This is a genomic window from Bombella apis, from assembly GCF_018221685.1.
Classification (GTDB): domain Bacteria; phylum Pseudomonadota; class Alphaproteobacteria; order Acetobacterales; family Acetobacteraceae; genus Bombella; species Bombella apis.
On record NZ_JAGJTM010000006.1, the window covers coordinates 2501 to 22137 of the forward strand.

14 protein-coding genes, 1 tRNA gene and 2 rRNA genes (1 of these 17 cut by a window edge) are annotated in these 19637 nt (G+C 60.1%); 8 read left to right on the forward strand and 9 right to left on the reverse strand.

The window, feature by feature from the left end:
* The 3 genes from J8Z04_RS09010 to J8Z04_RS09020 all read left to right on the forward strand — a co-directional run.
* Positions 1 to 2469: ribosomal RNA gene (locus J8Z04_RS09010) — 23S ribosomal RNA — on the forward strand (it extends 268 nt beyond the left edge of the window).
* An 85-nt stretch (positions 2470 to 2554) separates the two neighbouring features.
* A 5S ribosomal RNA gene (rrf, locus tag J8Z04_RS09015) occupies positions 2555 to 2669 on the forward strand.
* Between the two features lie 38 nt (positions 2670 to 2707).
* Positions 2708 to 2784 (forward strand) — tRNA-Met (locus J8Z04_RS09020).
* Between the two features lie 375 nt (positions 2785 to 3159).
* Here J8Z04_RS09020 and J8Z04_RS09025 read toward each other — a convergent pair.
* The 8 genes from J8Z04_RS09025 to J8Z04_RS09060 all read right to left on the reverse strand — a co-directional run bounded on the left by J8Z04_RS09025 (position 3160) and on the right by J8Z04_RS09060 (position 12130).
* The gene (locus J8Z04_RS09025) at positions 3160 to 3582 is read right to left on the reverse strand and encodes an organic hydroperoxide resistance protein (RefSeq protein ID WP_043559686.1); all 423 of its coding nucleotides are present in this window, start codon (positions 3580 to 3582) and stop codon (positions 3160 to 3162) included.
* Positions 3583 to 3760: 178 nt separating this feature from the next.
* Positions 3761 to 5923, reverse strand: coding sequence for a glucans biosynthesis glucosyltransferase MdoH (gene mdoH / locus J8Z04_RS09030; protein ID WP_338123656.1), 2163 nt, complete (start codon positions 5921 to 5923; stop codon positions 3761 to 3763).
* Between the two features lie 5 nt (positions 5924 to 5928).
* Complete coding sequence (locus tag J8Z04_RS09035; RefSeq protein WP_192848764.1) at positions 5929 to 7464, reverse strand: glucan biosynthesis protein; 1536 nt, start codon at positions 7462 to 7464, stop codon at positions 5929 to 5931.
* 122 nt (positions 7465 to 7586) lie between these two features.
* Positions 7587 to 8276 carry a dethiobiotin synthase gene (gene bioD, locus J8Z04_RS09040; RefSeq protein WP_192848765.1) on the reverse strand — a complete coding sequence of 230 codons (690 nt, stop codon included), beginning with the start codon at positions 8274 to 8276 and terminating at the stop codon, positions 7587 to 7589.
* Positions 8277 to 8281: 5 nt separating this feature from the next.
* Positions 8282 to 9061: a methyltransferase gene (locus J8Z04_RS09045; RefSeq protein ID WP_192848766.1), complete on the reverse strand. Its 780-nt coding sequence runs from the start codon at positions 9059 to 9061 to the stop codon at positions 8282 to 8284.
* Positions 9058 to 9696 carry an alpha/beta fold hydrolase gene (locus J8Z04_RS09050; RefSeq protein ID WP_232086430.1) on the reverse strand — a complete coding sequence of 213 codons (639 nt, stop codon included), beginning with the start codon at positions 9694 to 9696 and terminating at the stop codon, positions 9058 to 9060. Before J8Z04_RS09050 ends, J8Z04_RS09045 begins: the two co-directional genes overlap by 4 nt.
* A complete protein-coding gene (locus tag J8Z04_RS09055; RefSeq protein ID WP_192848767.1) occupies positions 9693 to 10877 on the reverse strand; it encodes an aminotransferase class I/II-fold pyridoxal phosphate-dependent enzyme in 1185 nt (394 codons plus the stop codon). The genes J8Z04_RS09050 and J8Z04_RS09055 overlap by 4 nt, the downstream gene beginning before the upstream one ends.
* Positions 10874 to 12130: an adenosylmethionine--8-amino-7-oxononanoate transaminase gene (locus J8Z04_RS09060; protein WP_192848768.1), complete on the reverse strand. Its 1257-nt coding sequence runs from the start codon at positions 12128 to 12130 to the stop codon at positions 10874 to 10876. Before J8Z04_RS09060 ends, J8Z04_RS09055 begins: the two co-directional genes overlap by 4 nt.
* Positions 12131 to 12372: 242 nt before the next feature.
* On the opposite strand from J8Z04_RS09060, the gene J8Z04_RS09065 reads away from it, so the two are divergent.
* From J8Z04_RS09065 to J8Z04_RS09075, 3 genes are all read left to right on the forward strand, one after another.
* Positions 12373 to 12894: a hypothetical protein gene (locus J8Z04_RS09065; protein WP_043559746.1), complete on the forward strand. Its 522-nt coding sequence runs from the start codon at positions 12373 to 12375 to the stop codon at positions 12892 to 12894.
* Between the two features lie 28 nt (positions 12895 to 12922).
* Positions 12923 to 13444, forward strand: a complete 522-nt coding sequence (locus J8Z04_RS09070; RefSeq protein WP_152332660.1) for a DUF5384 family protein — start codon at positions 12923 to 12925, stop codon at positions 13442 to 13444.
* 74 nt (positions 13445 to 13518) lie between these two features.
* Positions 13519 to 14070 (forward strand): invasion associated locus B family protein, encoded by a 552-nt coding sequence (locus J8Z04_RS09075; protein WP_166651599.1) that lies wholly within the window; start codon positions 13519 to 13521, stop codon positions 14068 to 14070.
* Positions 14071 to 14105: 35 nt separating this feature from the next.
* Here the strand turns inward: J8Z04_RS09075 and J8Z04_RS09080 are convergent, their stop codons facing one another.
* Positions 14106 to 15590 carry a protein adenylyltransferase SelO gene (locus J8Z04_RS09080; protein ID WP_081562580.1) on the reverse strand — a complete coding sequence of 495 codons (1485 nt, stop codon included), beginning with the start codon at positions 15588 to 15590 and terminating at the stop codon, positions 14106 to 14108.
* 393 nt (positions 15591 to 15983) lie between these two features.
* Here J8Z04_RS09080 and J8Z04_RS09085 point away from each other — a divergent pair, with 393 nt between their 5' ends.
* Both J8Z04_RS09085 and J8Z04_RS09090 read left to right on the forward strand, forming a co-directional pair.
* Positions 15984 to 18134, forward strand: a complete 2151-nt coding sequence (locus J8Z04_RS09085) for a peptidase domain-containing ABC transporter (protein WP_154981322.1) — start codon at positions 15984 to 15986, stop codon at positions 18132 to 18134.
* Positions 18131 to 19621: an HlyD family type I secretion periplasmic adaptor subunit gene (locus tag J8Z04_RS09090; protein ID WP_086442227.1), complete on the forward strand. Its 1491-nt coding sequence runs from the start codon at positions 18131 to 18133 to the stop codon at positions 19619 to 19621. The genes J8Z04_RS09085 and J8Z04_RS09090 overlap by 4 nt, the downstream gene beginning before the upstream one ends.
* Positions 19622 to 19637: the final 16 nt, after the last annotated feature.

Below are 19637 nucleotides of genomic sequence, written 5' to 3' on the forward strand. Positions count from 1 at the left end.
TTCGAGAGAACAAGCAGAACAGTCTGGAAAGTCTGACCATAGTGGGTGATAGTCCCTTATGCGTAATGTCTCCTGAAGGCCTTGAGTAGGGCGGGGCACGTGAAACCCTGTCTGAACATGGGAGGACCACCTTCCAAGCCTAAATACTCTCTGGTGACCGATAGTGAACCAGTACCGTGAGGGAAAGGTGAAAAGCACCCCGATAAGGGGAGTGAAAGAGACCTGAAACCAGGTGCCTACAAGCAGTCGGAGCCTCTTATGGGGTGACGGCGTACCTTTTGTATAATGGGTCAGCGAGTTTCTGTCCGTAGCAAGCTTAAGCCGGTAGGTGTAGGCGTAGCGAAAGCGAGTCTGAACAGGGCGACTGAGTTACTGGTAGAAGACCCGAAACCGAGTGATCTAGCCATGGCCAGGCTGAAGGTGCGGTAACACGCACTGGAGGGCCGAACCCACGCCTGTTGAAAAAGTCGGGGATGAGCTGTGGCTAGGGGTGAAAGGCCAATCAAACTCGGAGATAGCTGGTTCTCCGCGAAATCTATTGAGGTAGATCGTCGTGTATTGCCCTCGGGGGTAGAGCACTGGATGGGCTAGGGGGGCCCAAAGCCTTACCACACCTAACCAAACTCCGAATACCGAGGAGTATGAGCACGGCAGACAGACAGTGGGTGCTAAGGTCCATTGTCGAGAGGGAAACAGCCCAGACCACCAGCTAAGGCCCCTAAATCGTGGCTAAGTGGGAAAGGATGTGGGGATTCCAAAACAACCAGGAGGTTGGCTTAGAAGCAGCCATCCTTTAAAGAAAGCGTAATAGCTCACTGGTCTAATAGAAACCCTGCGCCGAAAATGTAACGGGGCTCAAGCCACGTGCCGAAGCTGTGGGTGCATAGTTTACTATGCGCGGTAGCGGAGCGTTCTGTAAGCCTGCGAAGGAGACGGGGTGACCCTCTCTGGAGGTATCAGAAGTGCGAATGCTGACATGAGTAGCGACAAACAGTGCGAGAAACACTGTCGCCGAAAGTCCAAGGGTTCCTGCGCAAGGTTAATCCACGCAGGGTGAGCCGGCCCCTAAGGCGAGGGCGAAAGCCGTAGTCGATGGGAATCAGGTTAATAGTCCTGAGCCTGCCAGAAGTGACGAACGAGATATGTTGTCAGCTCTTATCGGATTGAGCTGGCTTTTGGACCGTTCCAGGAAATAGCTCTGGCATATAGACCGTACCCGAAACCGACACAGGTGGACTGGTAGAGTATACCAAGGCGCTTGAGAGAACGATGCTGAAGGAACTAGGCAAATTGCTCGTGTAACTTCGGAAGAAACGAGACCCGTTGGTGGGCAACCATCGGCGGGTGGCACAGACCAGGGGGTAGCGACTGTTTAGTAAAAACACAGGACTCTGCGAAATCGAAAGATGACGTATAGGGTCTGACGCCTGCCCGGTGCCGGAAGGTTAAGAGGAGATGTGCAAGCGTCGAATCGAAGCCCCGGTAAACGGCGGCCGTAACTATAACGGTCCTAAGGTAGCGAAATTCCTTGTCGGGTAAGTTCCGACCTGCACGAATGGCGTAACGACTTCCCCGCTGTCTCCAGCATCGGCTCAGCGAAATTGAACTCCCCGTGAAGATGCGGGGTACCCGCGGTCAGACGGAAAGACCCTATGAACCTTTACTGCAGCTTTACAGTGGTATCAGGAAAGTTTTGTGTAGGATAGGTGGGAGGCTTTGAAACCAGGGCGCCAGCTCAGGTGGAGCCATCCTTGAAATACCACCCTGAACTTTTCTGATATCTAACCGAGACCAGTCAGCCTGGTCCGGGACCCTGTATGGTGGGCAGTTTGACTGGGGCGGTCGCCTCCCAAAGAATAACGGAGGCGCGCGATGGTGGGCTCAGGCCGGTCGGAAACCGGCTGTCGAGTGCAATGGCATAAGCCCGCCTGACTGCGAGAGTGACAGCTCGAGCAGAGACGAAAGTCGGCCATAGTGATCCGGTGGTCCCGCGTGGATGGGCCATCGCTCAACGGATAAAAGGTACTCTAGGGATAACAGGCTGATCTCCCCCAAGAGTCCACATCGACGGGGAGGTTTGGCACCTCGATGTCGGCTCATCACATCCTGGGGCTGGAGCAGGTCCCAAGGGTTCGGCTGTTCGCCGATTAAAGTGGTACGTGAGCTGGGTTTAGAACGTCGTGAGACAGTTCGGTCCCTATCTGCCGTGGGTGTAAGAGACTTGAGAGGATTTGTCCCTAGTACGAGAGGACCGGGATGAACGAACCTCTGGTGCACCGGTTGTCGCGCCAGCGGCACAGCCGGGTAGCTAAGTTCGGAATGGATAACCGCTGAAAGCATCTAAGCGGGAAACCAGCCTCAAAACTAGGTCTCACAGGGCCGTCCAAGACCAGGACGTCGATAGGTCAGGTGTGAAAGCATGGCAACATGTGTAGCTGACTGATCCTAATCGCCCATATCTCTCACACACCAGAACACATGCACAGTAGTCAGTCACACTCCAGAAAACACCAACCAAAACACCCCCAAACACCCACATGGGTGAGCGGGAAGACCTGGTGGCCATGGCGGAGGATCCATACCCGATCCCATCCCGAACTCGGCCGTTAAAGCCTCCAGCGCCTATGATACTGCTCCTTAAGGAGCGGAAAAGTCGGTCGCCGCCAGGTCCCCTCGCTCACCCACCCCCATAAAAACCACCCACCAACGCGGGGTGGAGCAGCCCGGTAGCTCGTCAGGCTCATAACCTGAAGGTCGTAGGTTCAAATCCTACCCCCGCATCCATACCCACAAAATCAGAAATAAGTTGATACGGAACCATCGGCATACTGCTTGTCAATAGCAGAGCTATATTGTGGGGAGGCGTGTCTGCAGAGCTCTACAAATGGGCTCATGAATGGTTTGGGTGGATTGTTCGGGCAATTTTCTGCCCAGCAAGCGCTCTCAATGCCTGACCCGGGAGTGTTGGCCAGGAAGGTGATATCCCAGATTACGTTTGGATTTGGGTTCCAGGTTACCCTATTGGCAGCAGTGGCGCTTGTCATTACGACATTCAAGAAGAGACCTTCATGATGTCAGCGTGGCTATTGCTACACTACAATGAAGCAATCTCTTAAGACAGAAGGGCAGGGCGCTGGGTCAGCGCCCTGTTCCAACTAATCAGACCAGCGTAACGACCGTCTTGATATTTCCCTTCGTAGCATTGGCGTAGGGGCAGACGAACTCCGTCTTCTTCACCAGCTCAGCGGCTTTCGTCCGGTCCATACCCGGCAGGGACACCTCAATGGCAACTTCCAGCCCGAAACCGCCGTCAGAGCGGGGACCGATGCCGACTGTAGCCTGAACATGCGTGTCCGCAGGAATTTCGATCTTCTCTTCACCAGCAACAAATTTCATGGCACCGAGGAAACAGGCGGAATAACCAGCAGCAAAAAGCTGCTCCGGGTTATTGCCCTTGCCATTGCCACCCATTTCTTTGGGAACACCAAGGTCAACACGGAAGCTGCCGTCTGTGGTCTCTGCAAACCCATCCCGGCCACCGGTTGCGCGTGCCGTGGTTTTGTAAACAACGTTGATGGACATGAACCTACTCCCGCCCCCCATGCGAAGGGCCTGTTATGGTGGTTGGTCCCAGCCGGTCCCGTGGGATACCGACTGGAAACCTCTGCCTGTAGAGATGGGCTCTGCGTCGTTATAGACAATGGGGCTGCCCCATAAAAAATTATGGGCAGCCCCAACTCTTGTTCAAGATGTACAACCGTCAGTGGTGCTGTGGCGCATCTGTAAGGTTGGGTGTGCTGACAGGGAGGTCAGCCAGAATGGCAATGTCATGGCCACAGCTCAGGACAGCAGCCTTCTCCGCTGATGTCAGCTGTGCCAGAGCGTCTTCCAGAGTTGCACTTTCCTGAAGCTTCAGGGAGCCAGTCAGCAGCGGCACGGAGATGGGGTCTCCTGGCTTCCGAGGGGGAGGCAGTGTCCGCAGGTGGGCATGCCTCAGGGTTGAACTGCTGCGAAGAGCGTGAAAAGCCTCCACAATTACAGGATGTGGGTGATTCCGTTCTTCATGCGCTTTCTGGATGATCGGCGGTGGCGCCGTTTCTTCAGGAATGAGAAGAAGACCAGCTTTACGCATTGCCTGACCAATCCGGCTGCTGCTGGTGAAGCCGACAAGAGGAATGGCCAGCAGCAGGCCGATCAGGACAGGCAGCATCCAGAGGAACAGGGAAAGGGACACGGACCACGCCGCAGCGCTCAAGATGAGGCCGAACAGGCTGTAGAACCAGTATTTTCGCACCGTATCAGCCCAGGGCAGGCTGCCATCGTCACGGTTCTGGGCCTTCCAGCCGGAATCACGGCCCAGCAGGATGGACAGGATGGCCGAGGTCTGGATCAGCATGGCAATCGGGGCAATGAGTGCCCCAATGAGCGTTTCCAGAAGAATGGACCAGCCAAGCCGTACCACACCACCTGCCTGTTCCCGCTCTTTGGGGTCAAGACAGATGGCAAGAAAAGCCAGAGCCTTGGGGGCCAGAAGGACGATCATGGTCTGGATGAAGACCAGCCGGGCCAGAATGGGATCCACGTGCGGCCAATGTGGGTAAAGGCTGCGCTGTGTGCTGAAATATTCTGGATGATAGAAATGTGCCTGCAAGGCAATGAGAATGCCAAAGAGCAGGAACAGCAGCCAGAGTGGTGACATGATGTAAGAACCGATGCCCACCAGCATGTGGGACCGGCTGACCCAGTGCATCCCCCTGGTGAAGAGGATACGGGCGTGCTGAAGGTTCCCCTGGCACCAGCGGCGATCCCGTACGGCAATGTCCGTCAGGGAAGGGGGGCTTTCCTCATAGGAACCACTCAGACCCGGAACCATGTGGATGGCCCAGCCGCCACGGCGCATCAGGGCTGCTTCGATGAAGTCATGGCTCAGAATATGCCCGCCAAAAGGTGGCTTGCCGGGAAGGTGTGGCAGACCGGCCTGCTCGGCAAAGGCCTGCGTGCGGATGATGGCATTATGGCCCCAGTAATTACCTTCTGAGCCATGCCACCAGGCAATCCCCTGTGCAATCAGTGGCCCATAAACACGTCCGGCAAACTGCTGCATCCGGGCAAAGAGTGTCTGTCCCCCCACGATGACAGGCAGGCTTTGAATGAGACCAACCTGCTCATGCTGTTCCATGGCGGCTGCCATGCGGACAATCAGTCCACCATCCATCAGGCTGTCTGCATCCAGGGTGAGCATGGCCGGGTAGGCCCCGCCAAAACGGGTGACCCATTCGCCGATATTCCCTGCCTTGCGGTCCGTGTTCTTGAAACGGCGGCGGTAGAACAGGTGCTTGCGGGCGTAATCCTGTTTGTGGAGGTCCAGAATGGCCTGCTCTTCCTGCACCCAGATGTCTGGATCAGTCGTGTCGGAAAGGATGAAGATGTCGAAATGGTCGCCCCGTCCCGTCTCCTGAAGGCTCTTGAGCATGGCCCGGAGATTGGTCATCACCCTCTGGGGCGGCTCATTGTAGGTGGGGAGCAGGATGGCGGTCTTGCCGGACAGTTGCGGCAGTGGGCCGGTGCGGCGGATGCCAAGCCCCAGCCCGCCATGACGCAGCATGGCCCAGAAGCCCCCGAGTGCCGAGGCGCAGGACAGGGAGATCCAGAAGCTGAGGATACTGAACAGCCCCAGCATGATGATCCCTAGCGTGCTTGTCCCCAGGGAGTTGAAGACGGCGTTGATCTTGACCACGCTGTAGCCGGTCAGGAGGAAAGCGGCCCCAAACACGGCCAGGCGCCGCAGCCAGAGCAGCGTCGGGGTCGTAGGGAGCCGCCAGAAGGCCCGGCCATGGCGGTCCGGTGCCTTGTGGAGGTCCTGCACGGGCATGGGCAGGGGAGATTCGGGAGGAAGAAAAGCAGTCTGCTGCGTGTGTTGCATCTCTCTCATGGGGTCCAGCGGTACAGCCATGTCTCGGAAACAGGCCTCTGCATGTTGGCCAGCTGGACCTGAAGCTCGCAGAGTTTCGTCTCCCCAGGGGTCAGCTGGAAGAAGGCCCGGATGCCATTGATGTCCGGATTTGGCATGAGTGTGATGGCTCCGATGCTGCCTGTCGATGTCTGGGCGACAAGGTGATAGGAAGCCGGATCGGAAAGTGTACGGAACGGCTCACCATCAAAATCCAGCACGAACTGGACCCTGTCGGGGTGATCCGTTACGGCACCGACACGGGTATCATGGATGCGGGCCAGATGGGTCGGCCATGGCGTGTCCCAGCCCCAGTACATGCGATACGTGAAGTTGTAGCTCTGCCCGGCCTTCATGGGGGACTGGGGGCGCCAGAAGGATACGATGTTGTCGTTGACTTCACTGGGAGTAGGAATCTCCACCAGATTGACACTGCCCCTGCCCCAGTTGCCGACAGGCTCCACCCATAAGGAGGGGCGCCTTTCGTAATGCAGGGCGAGGTCTTCATAATCATGGAAGGACCGTTTGCGCTGCATCAGCCCATAGCCATAGGGCCCGGCATCACTGAAGGATGAGAGCTGGAGGTCGGTCGGGTTGGTCAGCGGGCGGTAGATGTTCTGGCCAGCGCCTGTCCATATCTGGAGGGCTTCACTGTCATGGGCGGCAGGCCGCCAGTCATTCACATGCACCCGGTCATTGGCATCGAAATAATACATGCCTGTCAGTGGGGCGATACCGCCTGCCGAGATGTCCACACGGGGGAAGAAGGTGGACTGGACATCAAAAAGGGTCGTCTCCCCGGGACGGATGGTAAAGCGGAACGCACCGGTCAGGGAGGGGCTGTCCATCAGGGCATGCAGGACGAGGGACTGGCTGCCCGTAGCCGGCTTCTCAAGCCAGAAGGCCCGGAAAACGGGGAATTCCTCACCGGTCGGTGTGCCGGTATCCTTGGCAAAGCCCCGGGCAGACAGGCCGTAATTCTGCCCTTTTGCCACGGCACGGAAATAGGAAGCCCCGAGGAAAACCGCACATTCCTCCATGACATCAGGCCGGTTGAGGGCATAGCGGATGCGCAGGCCGGAGAAACCCTCCCCGGCGCTGATGTTCAGAGAGGAATCCCGGCTGCTGAATGTGTCAGCTGTGCAGGTGATGGGGTGGGCGGCGCCATTTTCGACCTCAAAAACATCAACCTGCTGTTTGTACAGATAGCCACGGGGAAAGAACTGGACATCGAAGGCCAGATGGTCCTGTCCCCAGAGGGTTTTTTCAGGATTGAACTGGATGGACGAAAACTGGTCGAACGTCATGTGGGCCAGAGAGTCAGGCAGGTCCTTCGGTGGTGCATGGTAGCTTCTGCCGGCCAGAGCCTGGGCCAGGGTGCGCACGGTACCGTCATCAAAATGGGTCGGAGCGACGTCGACTGTCTGTGCCCGCAGGCTGCGTCCCCCTGCAAGAGCCAGTCCTGCTCCGAGGCTCATACCTGCTTTTACAAGTTCACGACGATGCAGTTTCATGATGTACTTTCAAAACCCCGCCTGTCCATACAGTCTTGTTCCCTGTCTAACCCGGGATCAAAGGGTGAGGGAATGGTAATTTCAGGGCAGATTACATTAAAAAAATGTAGTCTCAATGCTGATTAAAGGGGACTGTTCAGGTTCCATATTTCCTCCCAGGACGGAAACTGGCACGTTATCCTGTTGATATCATGGGGCTCTGGTGTGCCGGGAATTGCGGGAAGGTGATGGAGAGACCGGGTCCGTCCCAGCCGTTCCAGCGTCTGGCTGTTCTGGGGAGAGGCTGGCCCGTTGGTGATGAAGCCGAGGACAGGAATATCACGTCGATACAGGGCTTCCAGGCTGAGCAGCGTGTGGTTGAGCGTCCCCAGCCCGCTGCGTGTGACCAGAATGACGGGCAGGCCCAGTCGGGCAATGAGGTCGATCATCAGCATGGTATCTGTCAGGGGGACCATGAGGCCACCAGCTCCTTCCACGATCAGCGGAGCCTGCGGGACAGCAGGCAGGGTGAGCTGGTCAGGGTCCAGCGTTACCCCTTCCAGCAGGCCGGCCGCAGCCGGTGCCAGGGGGGCCTGAAAGGCATGGGCCGGGGGCAGGAAATGCCTGTCCGGCAGGCCGGTCAGACGCTGGACGGTGGGTGTATCCCCTTCTTCTTCAGCCAGACCGGTCTGGAACGGCTTCCAGTATGTGCCCTGCCACGCTTTCGTCAGGATGGCACTGGTGAGCGTCTTGCCAACGCCGGTATCCGTCCCGGTGACGAAAACGCCTTGCGGAGCCGCCTGTGGCAGAGGAGAGGGGGAGGAGAGGAGCATGGTGGTCAGTGTCCTTTCTGGAAGGCGCCGAAGGCGGCCTGATAGGTCACATGGTCGAAATGGCTGTCAAAATGGCGCATGGCCCTGCGCAGGCCCAGGGTCGGCTGATGCCCGTTTTTCGGCAGGGACGCCCCGATCATGCGCAGCCCCTTCAGGAAGTGCTGGGCTGAGGGGGTGGGGTCATGGAGCGGGCAGGCGTCCCATTGGCCATGCCCTCCCGGTGGCCAGTCCTGCTGAAGCTGCGTGAGGGTGGGATAGTCCGGCACGCCACAGGGAATGGCGGCGGCTTCACAGCTTTCCTGCCATTCATGCAGGCTGCCCGCCAGCAGGGTGCTGACCATTAGTCGGCCGCCGGGCCGCAGGAGAGCCACAAGGTCACGGAAGGCTCCGGCCCGGTCCTCGAACCATTGCAGGCAGAGGCTGGAGGTGATGAGGTCGAACCCTCCACCTGTTTTATCCTGTGGCTGGGGGTGTTCCCCATCCATGACATAAAGATGCACGGTTGCGGGCAGAGGAGCCAGAGTCCGGCGGACCCTGTCCAGCATGGCAGGGGCCAGGTCGGTCAGGTGAAGGTCCGCCTGCGGGAAAGCGGTCGTCAGCTCACGGCTCAGCAGGCCGGTTCCGCAGCCGAATTCCAGAATCCGGCGGGGCGGGTGCAGGAGATGGCTCTGGCGGATGCGCCCGGCCAGCATCCGGGCGCATTGTTTCTGGATGAAGGCCGCCTGTTCATAATCGTGGGCGGCATCAAAGCGGGCGGCAATGTCGGTCTTGCGGTGGGATGTCATGCCAGAGGAGTGTCCCTGATGATGCGCCTGAGAAGGATGGCGCAGTCCTGCGGGTGCGTGAGGGGCAGAAGATGCCCGCCGGGCAGGCTGATGCCATTGGCTGCGGGACCCAGCCCGTTTCTGGCAGGAGAGAGCGGGTCATCCGGGCTGTGCAGGCTGTGGAGACGCCCTTCCCAGCGGGGCAGGAGGGGGCGGTGGTCCATCCCGGCCAGTGCGGCAAGACCGGTTTTCAGGGCTTCATGGTCCAGCGTGGTGGGGAGAACGGGATCGGTCTCTCCACACATCTGGCGGAACTGGTGCAGGACATCCCGTGGCTGACGGTCCAGCTGCCGGATCATGCGGTGAAGGATGCGTTCCGGCACACCGTCCGGGAAATCCCCGTCTCTGGTGAAGCGGGCAAAGCCGTTGATGCTGATGAGGCCAAGGCAGTGCGGTGCTTCCATGGCCAGCAGGGAACAGGCCCCGGCGGAATGGCCCACGGCCCAGAAGGGAGTTTCCGGCAGGTCTGGCCGTGTCGCCGCTCCGAAATAGCCCGCATCAGCACAGACATGCCGGAATTCCGGCAGATGCTGCCGCAGTGGTGTCCAGAAGCTGGCATCATAGCCCCAGCCATGCAGGAAATGGAGCGTCATCATCGGGGCGTCACACTCCGCAGGCTGTCCAGCAGGGCGTCGCCGAGCTGGTCTATGGTGGTGGCGGAAAGGCGGCTTTCCAGAGCGATCCGCAGGCGGGCCGTGCCGGGCGGGACGGTGGGCGGACGAATGGCAATGCTGAGGAATCCTTTTTCCTCCAGAGAGCGGGCGACATGCAGGGCCGTTTCACTGTCTCCGATCATGACCGGAATGATCTGTGTGCTGGAGGGGCCTGTCTTCCACCCTGCATCATTCAGTCGCTGGCGCAGACGGCTGGCCTGATGCTGGAGATGCAGGCGTTCAGCCTCCAGTGAAGGGACGATCTCAAGGGCGGCATCCAGTGCCCCGAGGCAGGCAGGGGGCAGGGCCGTGCTGTAAATGAAGCCGGAGGCCTGATTGACCAGATAGTCGCAGAGGGCCCGACTTCCCGTCACGAAGGCTCCCATTCCACCCAGAGCCTTGCTGGCCGTGCTCATGGTGATGTCCGCCAGCCCGCTGGACAGGCCGCACCCACCCGGCCCCAGAACGGCGGTGGCATGGGCTTCATCAACGTAAAGGAAGGCCCCGTGACGGTCTGCCAGTGCCCGCAGGGCGGGGATGTCGGCCCGGTCTCCATCCATGGAAAAGACACTCTCGGTGATGACGAATTTCAGGCCCTTCTGGTCGGCATGGCGGTCCAGCAGGGTTTCCAGATGGGCAAGATCGTTATGATGGAAGCGCACCTGCCGCAGCCCGGCCGCCAGACAGCCATGATGCAGGCTGGCATGGTTCAGGCGGTCCATGAAGAGGATGGCCGGATGGCCCGTCTGCTGGCGGGACAGGTGGTTGAGGGCGGGGAGCAGGGACGCATTGGCTTGCCATCCGCTGGCGAACAGCAGGGCCGCCTCGCTTTTCTTGAAGCGGGCCAGTTTTTCTTCCAGCTGCGTGTGCAGGGGCAGGGTACCGCTGACAAGGCGGGAGGCCCGTGCGCCCGTGCCGTACCGTTCCGCCCAGTCCGCCGCCCTCTGGCGCAGCATGGGATGGTCCGCAAGGCCGAGATAGTCGTTGGAGGTGACATCAACCAGCTTCCGGCCCTGACGGAGCAGAGAGCCGCCCTGCCGTTCCACGGGGACAAGATGGCGGCGGGTATGCTGGCGGTCCCGCTCATGCAGGGCTGCCTGAAGGGCGGACTGGAGGGTGTTCATCCCAGATGGTCCTTCAGGACATGATGGATGCTGCCGGTCAGTCTGCTCAGCTCATCGGGCGTGATGGTGAAGGCGGGCGTGAGATAGACGATGCGCCAGAAGGGACGGACCCAGACGCCCTTTTCGATGAAGGCCCGTTTGAGGGCCTCCGGGTCATCCAGCGTTTCCAGCTCCACGACACCGATGGCACCCAGAACACGGACATCCCTGACGCCGGGCAGGGAGCGGCAGGGTTCCAGCTCTGCTGCCATCTGGGCACTGATGGACCGGACCTGTTCCAGCCGTGGCTCCTGATCGAACAGGTCCAGCGAGGCATTGGCCACGGCACAGGCCAGTGGATTGGCCATGAAGGTCGGGCCATGCATGAGGGCATGGAGCGGATCATCCGAGAGGAAGGCCTCGAACACGTGTTTCCGGGCAATGGTGGCGGCGAGGGGCATGGTGCCGCCTGTCAGGGCCTTGGACAGGGTGATGATGTCCGGCGTGATCCCGGCCTGTTCGCAGGCGAAAAATGTCCCCGTCCGGCCGAACCCGGTGAAGATTTCATCAATGATGAGCAGGATGCCGTGGTCATCGCAGAGACGGCGGAGATGACGGAGGGTTTCCGGCCCGTGGAAGAGCATCCCGCCTGCCCCCTGCACGAGGGGTTCGGTGATGATGGCGGCGATCTCGTGGCTCCGCTCGGAGAGAAGGGTTTCCAGTGCTGCCAGCGTCCCGGGCGTGGTGGGGAGGTCGGCAATGATCTGCGGTGTCAGGGCCTCTCCGAACAGGCGGTGCATCCCTTCTTCCGGGTCGCAGACGGCCATCATGGCCAGCGTGTCCCCATGATACCCGCCCCGGAAGGAGAGGAGCCTGTGCCGCCCTTCCCGCCCCTGGTTGAGCTGGGACTGGATGGCCATCTTGGCTGCCACCTCCATCGCCACGGACCCTGAATCGGTGAAGAAGACCCGCTCCAGATCGCCGGGCAGCCGGTCTGACAGACGCCGGGCCAGTGTCATGGCGGGCTGGTGGACCATCCCGCCGAACATGACATGCGGCATCGTTTCTGCCTGCCGGACGAGGGCCTGCCGGATATGGGGATGGTTGTAGCCGTGGCAGGCCGTCCACCATGAGGCGATGCCATCAACAAGCGTCCGTCCATCCGCAAGGGTGATGGTGCTGCCGGAGGTGGCGGCAGCCTCCACCGGCATGGGGGCGGTCTGCATCTGGCTGTAGGGCAGCCAGAGATGGGGGAGGGTGCTGGCAGTGGTCATGGGGCTGGGTCCGTCTGACAGTCAGGGAAACATGAACTGGTTCACTATCGGACCGGTGATGTCCCGTAAAGGTGGAAGAATTTTGCACGAATCCGGCTTGACGATGGGGTTCCTGTTTCTGGAAAAAGGGATGGTTGGCCTTCCCAGGTGGTGCTGCCTGGAGGGATGTTCCTGTAATGGAAGGCTTTTTTCATGGCCCTGTCTGTATTCTGTGGTGGGCTGTTCTGGAGAGTGGAGAGACCATGTTGAAAACCCGTGGCCTGATGGCTGTCATGATCGTACCTTTTCTGGCTCTGGGTGCCTGTGTGACGCCGGGACAGGAGTCACGGCCGGATGTCTATGACCAGTCCCAGGTCAATACCGTGCAGCGGGGCCGTGCCGTGCAGATCATTTCCGTGTCTGCTGCCCGTGTGAACGTGGACAATTCCCGTAACCGCGATACGGCGAAGATTGTCGGTGGCATTCTGGGGGCAGCTCTTGGCAGTGGTCTGGCCGTTGGTGCTGGTCATGCTGGCTGGGGCGGTGGTCTGGCTGCTGGTGCCGGTGGTGCCCTGGGGGGATCCCTTGTGGGTGGGCAGGCTGTGGGTGGTCATACGCTTGTTGATGGTGTGACGATTGCTTACCAGGACCGGGCTGGCGGGGATGTCCTGCTCTCCACACAGGTGGGCCGGACTTGCGAGTACCGGCCCGGTACGGCACTGCTGGTGTCAACGGGTGAGAATGGGACCCGTGTCCAGCCCAATGCGGCCTGCCCGAAGCGTTGAGGCAGAGTCTTTCCCGGAGGAGGATGGAATGATGCGTTCAGGTGGATGGAATCGTATGTTGCTGGCTCTGGTTCTGGCAGCTCCCTGGGAGATGGGGGGTGCCGCCCTTGCACAGGCGACAGACCCTGCTCAGCTCGAGACACTTGGGCGCATCCAGGACAGTCAGGACCAGCGCCGTCTGGCGTTGGAGGCCGCCCAGCAGCAGGCTGCCCGGGCGACGCAGCAGAGGCAGGAAAGGTTGCGGCGGCAGGCAGCGGACAGTGCCGCCCGCATTGCGGCTGCCCGCAATTCCCGCAGTGATGCGGAATGGCAGGATGACCGGCGTTACAAGGAGGCCAGCCGTGAGCTTGAGCTGAAGGAAGAGCAGCTCAAGCTGAAGATGCTGGAGACCAGGGCCAGCCGGGAGGATGACGTCATCAAGGCCGATCTCGCCCGGAAACAGGCCGAGACGGACCGTGTGATCCAGACCTCGCAGGGCGATGCCAAACTGAAGGCGGATGTGGGCACGGCCGCCCGGATGGCGCAGCGGCATTGGTGGGAAAGCAACTGACAGGCTGGTGACCAGCAGGGTCCTATGGTCTATAAGGCCGGACGACTGAAATGGCTCGGGACGGAAAAAAGACCATGGCAAAAGGTGGTGTGGCGGTGCGACTGTTGGGGGGGCTCTGGGGCTGTGTGCTTCTGTCGGGGGTGTCCGCCTATGCGGCGTCCAGCCTGCCCAACGGGGCCAGCTCCCTGCGGGAGCGTTATCAGGACTGGGATGTGGCCTGCCTGGCACCTGATGATGGGGCAGGGGGGGATGGTCATGTTCAGTGCGCCATGCAGCAGCAGGCGCTGGAGCCCCGGTCCCACAGGCGGGTCATGAGCATCCGTCTTGAGACTGACGGAACGCAGGTGCGTGGTGTGGCTACGGTGCCCTTCGGGCTGGACCTGGTTCGTGGCCTGACACTGACCAACGCCTCCCAGCCTGTAGGGGATGTCTATTCCTTTTCCACCTGCCTGCCGACAGGGTGCCTTGTTCCCCTGAGCTTTGATGACCAGCAATGGGCCAGCCTGCTGAAAGAGCCGAAGGCCGTTTTCACGGCCATGACGTTTTCCGGCAAGCCGATGAAGCTCTTTTTCTCGACGAAAGGGCTGGATCAGGCCCTTCAGCGTGTCCGCAGCCTGACGCAGTGAAAAGAGCTTTCCCCGCCTGACAGTGGCGGGGAGTGTCATGTCCCGCAGAATGTGTGGTGGACTTCCTCCTCTGGCCGGGGGGCAGCATCCAGCCCGTCATCGGCCTCGGCAAAAGGGGTCTTCAGGGCTTCATGAAGTTTGTGGAACAGCCGGTAATCGCCCGTCATGGCCTGTGACAGTGCCGCTTCAACCTGATGGTTGCGGGGGATGATGCGGGGGTTCGTGCCCTGCATGGTTTTCTGGCGGAGTTCTGGCGGGCGCGTTTCCAGCGTCAGGCGATGAAGGATTTCTGTCCGGCACAGGTCGAAATGGCCCCTGTTGCCGGGGAACAGGTCCCGCAGGGCTGAATAATCCCCGTCGATGGCGACTTCCGGGGAGCCCATCATGCGGAAGGTGTTCGTAAAATCGGCCTGCCCGGTATGCATGGTTTCCAGAACATGCTCCAGCAGGCGGATGTCATGGTCATCCCGTGTTTCCAGTCCCAGCTTGCGCCGGAAACCTGCCAGCCAGTGATGGTGGAACAGCCCGTCATAATCATGCAGGGCTTCCTGCGCCTGGTCGATGGCCCTGTCCTCATCGTCATCAAAGAGTGGAAACAGACATTCTGCCAGACGGCTGAGATTCCACAGGGCCAGGGCGGGCTGCCGGCCATAGGCATAGCGGCCATCCCTGTCGATGAAGCTGAAGCGTTTCATGGGGTCGAACCGGTCCATGAAGGCGCAGGGGCCATAATCCAGCGTTTCCCCGGAGAGGGCGCAGTTGTCAGTGTTCATGACACCGTGGATGAAGCCGGCCTCCATCCATCGTGCCACAAGCTGGGCCTGCTGTTTTATGGTGGTTTTCAGCAGCGCCAGATAACGGCCCGGCCCTTCCGCAGCGAGGTCGGGGAACAGGCGCTGGATGGTGAAATCCGCCAGCTGGCGGACATGCTCCAGCCCGCCATGCGCCGCAGCATATTGAAAACTGCCGACCCGGACATGGCTGCGGGCCACCCGTACGATCTGGGCACCGGGCACGGGGCCCTCGCTCCGGTCTACCATGTCACCGGTCGTCAATACGGCCAGTGCTCTTGTGGTAGGAATCCCGAGAGCATGCATGGCTTCACTCACCAGATATTCCCGCAAGGCGGGCCCCAGCGTGTTCTGGCCATCACCGCTGCGGGAGAAGGGTGTCGGGCCTGTTCCTTTTATCTGGAGCTCCACCAGACAGCCATCTTCCATCTGGCAGTCGGCAATGAGGGCGGCCCGGCCATCACCCAGAGAGGGAACGAACTGGCCGAACTGGTGTCCGGCATAGGCCATCGCCACAGGCCCTGGTGACGTGTCATCCCGGCCTGGCAGCAGCCCGCGGGAGAGAAAGGCCAGCCCTTCGGCAGAGTGCAGCCAGTCCACATCAAGGCCGAGCTGTTGTGCCAGGTCCGTATTCAGGGCAACGAGGCGGGGGGCTGTGGCAACAGGCAGGGTGAGGGGGCGGTAAAAGAAATCCGGCAGGGATGCCGCCTGGTGCGGAGGTGTCAGCATGGAGGGGCCTTCTGCTGTTGGGCAAGAGGGAGGCCATGGTGGCCCCGTTCAGTGCCTTCCAGATGGGGAGCTGGCTGGGAGAATGGAAGGGGAGAGAGGGAGGCACCACAAGATGAGCAAAAAGTAACAGCAAATCATATTGTGCCCTTGCTTGTGGCCTGTAACTGCCTATAGATTTCCGTCTGGCATGATGTGAGTGGGGTATCAGGCAGCAGAACGCCTGATGCGGGTGAAGAGACAAGGTAAGGATATTCTGTGGAGAACCAGCCTCCAACTGGCGAACAGTCTTCCGGGCAGGAAGCTGGAGGCCACAAGTCCAATACCCATGGGCCAGACCATGGCAATGCCAGGCCACAGCGTGTGAGCCCGGTCTATATTCGTCTGCGGGCCGTCATGGCAGCGGCGCGGTATCATGGTATCGAGCTGGATATACACGACTTTGCCGCAGAGCCTGGGGAGTCGTCTCCGTCGCCTGCAACCCTTGTCCGTTGGCTCAGGGATTTTGGGGCTGTGGCCAAGGGGATGCGCCTGCGGTGGCGGTATCTCGTAAAGCTGGGCTTCACGCCGCCTGTCGTGCTTCTATTCAGGGATGGGTCTGCTGGCCTGCTGGTCCGTACGGACCCTGAGAAGGGTATTGTCTGGCTGCGGGACCCCCTCAAGGGCGAGGGAGAGCCACCTGTTCCGATTGATGAGCTGAGGCTGATGCAGCTCTGGACGGGTGATGTCGTCCTCATCAAGAAACGCAGCGATGAATCCGAGGCGGACGCCAATTTCGACTTCTACTGGTTCGCCAAAATGGTCATGCGGGAGAAGAAGGGCCTGCGGGACATCGTCTTCTCCTCCATGGTGCTGAGCGTTCTGGGACTGTTCCCGGCCATGATCGTCATGCAGGTGGTGGACCGGGTCATCAACTATCACTCCATGGCGACCCTGGTCTCCCTGACGGGTTTTGTCGTCATTCTAAGCCTGTACGAAGTGCTGCTGACTTACGCCCGGCAGGAATTGACACTGGTGGTCAGTACCCGGCTGGATGCCCGTATCTCCCTCCATGCCTTCAACCGCCTTCTTGCCCTGCCGCTGGAGTTCTATGAGCGCCAGCAGGCTGGTGAGGTGCTGGGGCGCTTCAACTCCATCTTCAAGGTACGTGACTTCATGACCGGGCAGGTGCTGAACACCATGCTCGACATGTTCATGCTGATGGTTGTCATGCCGGTGCTGTTCTACATGAGCTCCACCCTGGCCTGGCTGACACTCGTTGCTGCCGGGGCCATCGGTCTGATCGTGGTCATCATGCTGCCTGTGGTCAGCCGTGTGGCGGGCAAGATGGTCCGGGCGGAGATGCAGCGGGGAGCCACACTGTATGAGACCGTGGCCGGTATCCGTACCGTCAAGACCCTGGCGCTGGAAAATACCCGGCGGGCAGCGTGGGACAATCGCACGGCCGTTGTCATCCACTGGCGTCTGGCGTCCCAGCGTCTGGCCAACTGGGTCAGCACGATGGTGCAGCCGCTCAACATGTTCATCAACCGGGGGATCATCCTGGTTGGTGCCTATCTGGTGCTGACGGACGCCAACACCATGCAGGGCGGTGCGCTCATGGCCTTCATGATGCTGGGTGGCCGTGTGGCTTCGCCGCTGGTCGGTCTGGCCAAGATCATGGAGTCCCTCAATGAAGTGACCGTGTCTCTGGGGGAAGCTGGCGAGGTGCTCAATCAGCCAACGGAAACCTATGCCCTGACCCACGGCATGCGTCCGCCCATCAAGGGAGCGCTGAGCTTCAGCAACATCAATTTCACCTATCCCGGAGCTTCGACCAGGGCCTTGTCGAACGTGACGTTCGAGGTTCCTGCCGGGACCATGCTCGGCCTTGTCGGGCGTTCCGGGTCTGGTAAATCAACCATCACCCGTCTTCTTCAGGGGGTCAGCCGGGAATATCAGGGTTACCTGCGTCTTGATGGTGTCGACCTGCGTGAGATCAACCTCCATTACCTGCGGCGGTCTTTTGGTGTGGTCCTTCAGGACAACTTCCTCTTCCGGGGCACCATTCATGACAACATCACCGCCGGGCGCCCGGGTCTGACACTGGATGATGTGATCCGGGCGGCCCGTCTGGCTGGTGCGGAGGAATTCATCGAGCGTATGCCCGCTGGGTATGAGACGTGGATCGAGGAAGGATCGACCAACATTTCCGGTGGCCAGCGGCAGCGTCTGGCCATTGCCCGTGCCGTGATCTCCGACCCCAAACTCATGATTCTTGATGAGGCAACATCTGCGCTGGACCCGGAATCCGAGGCCCTCGTCAATGCCAACCTGAAGAATCTGGCCAAGGGGCGGACCATGGTGATCGTGTCGCACCGTCTGTCCTCGCTGGTGGATTGTGACCAGATTGCCGTGATGGATCAGGGGCGGGCCATTGATATTGCTCCGCATGAGGTCCTGCTGGAACGCTGCGACGTGTACCGTACCTTGTGGCTCCAGCAGAACCGGCATCTTTCGCAGGATGCACAGGCAGGTGATGGTCCGTCTTCAGGAGGGCAGGAATGATGAGCGAGAGCAGGCATACCGGGTCTGGCCCCGCACAGGAGACAGAGCAGCAGGCTGCCCCCAACATGGATGAGGACAACCACAAGGGGCCACGCAAGGCGGATGATCCGTTTGCCCCGGAGGACATGCCTATAGCCCTGCTGGAATTCCATTCTCCTACGCTGGGGATGGTCAATCTGCCCATGACGGCCTCGGCACGCTACATCACGTGGCTTGTGGGGTCGCTGGTGCTGGCCAGCGTGGCGGCCATGGCGCTGTTCCCGCTCAACAAGGTCGTGACTGTCACGGGGCGGATCATCTCGACCGCTCCCATCGTGGTGGTACAGCCTGTGGCCCAGGGGCGTGTCAGATCGATCAATGCCCGGGTTGGCGAATATGTCCATAAAGGTCAGGTTCTGGCCCGTCTGGATCCGACACTGAGCAATGTGGACATGGAGAATCTCTCCGCCCAGATGCAGTCCCTTCAGGCGGAGGTGTCCCGGCTCAAGGCGCAGGCCTCCGATGGGGACTATCAGGCAGACATGAACGTGCCAGCCTCCATCCAGCAGGCGCAGGTCTTCATGCAGATGAAGGTGGATTATCAGTCCCACGTTGCGGATTTTGACCGTCGCATCGCCGGAATGCAGAACGACCTTCAGGCGGCCAGGGCCAGTGCGGCCATGTATGCCAGCAAGCTGAAGGTCACGCAGGCCGTGCTGGACATGCGGGAACGGGAACAGAAAGAAGCCGTGGGGTCCCGTCTTTCCACCCTCGGGGCACAGGACGCCGTGATGGATACGGAGCGGGCGCTGATCTCTGCCCAGCAGACGGCTGGTGCTACGGAAAACCGTCTGAGCGCCCTCAAGGCCCTGCGGGAAAGCTATATCCAGTCATGGAAGACGAAGATCTATGAAATGCTTGTGGTTGGCGAGCGGCGGCTGGATCAGCTGAGGAGTGACTACCGCAAAGGGCGTGTCCAGCAGAAGGAAATCGATCTGCGGGCCCCACAGGATGGTGTCGTGCTGACCATAGCCCCCATTTCTGTCGGAGCGACGGTGGAACCCACCCTGCGGGTGATGACGCTGGAGCCGACCGACAGCGGGCTGGAGGTGGAGGCTCTCATGAGCCCGCAGGACAGCGCCTACGTACGGCAGGGCCATCATGCCATCATCAAGTTTGCCAGCTTCCCTTATGTCCAGTATGGCGGGGCGAAGGGTACGGTCAGCATCATCAGTGCCGATACGTTCCTGCCACCTGAAATGGTCGAGGGGAACATCAGGGCCGGGATTGATCCTTCTGCCATGATGAAACAGGGTGATTCTGTCATTTTCTATCGTGTCCGGCTAAGAATTGACAAATATACCCTTCATGGTCAGCCTTCTTTCTTCCATCCCAGTGCGGGTATGCCAGTGACGGCCGATATTGATGTCGGCAAGCGGACGATCCTGAAATATCTGTTCAGTCGCGTTGTACCCGCAGCAACAGAGGGCATGAGAGAGCCCTCTTAAAGGCGGAGGTTGGCTC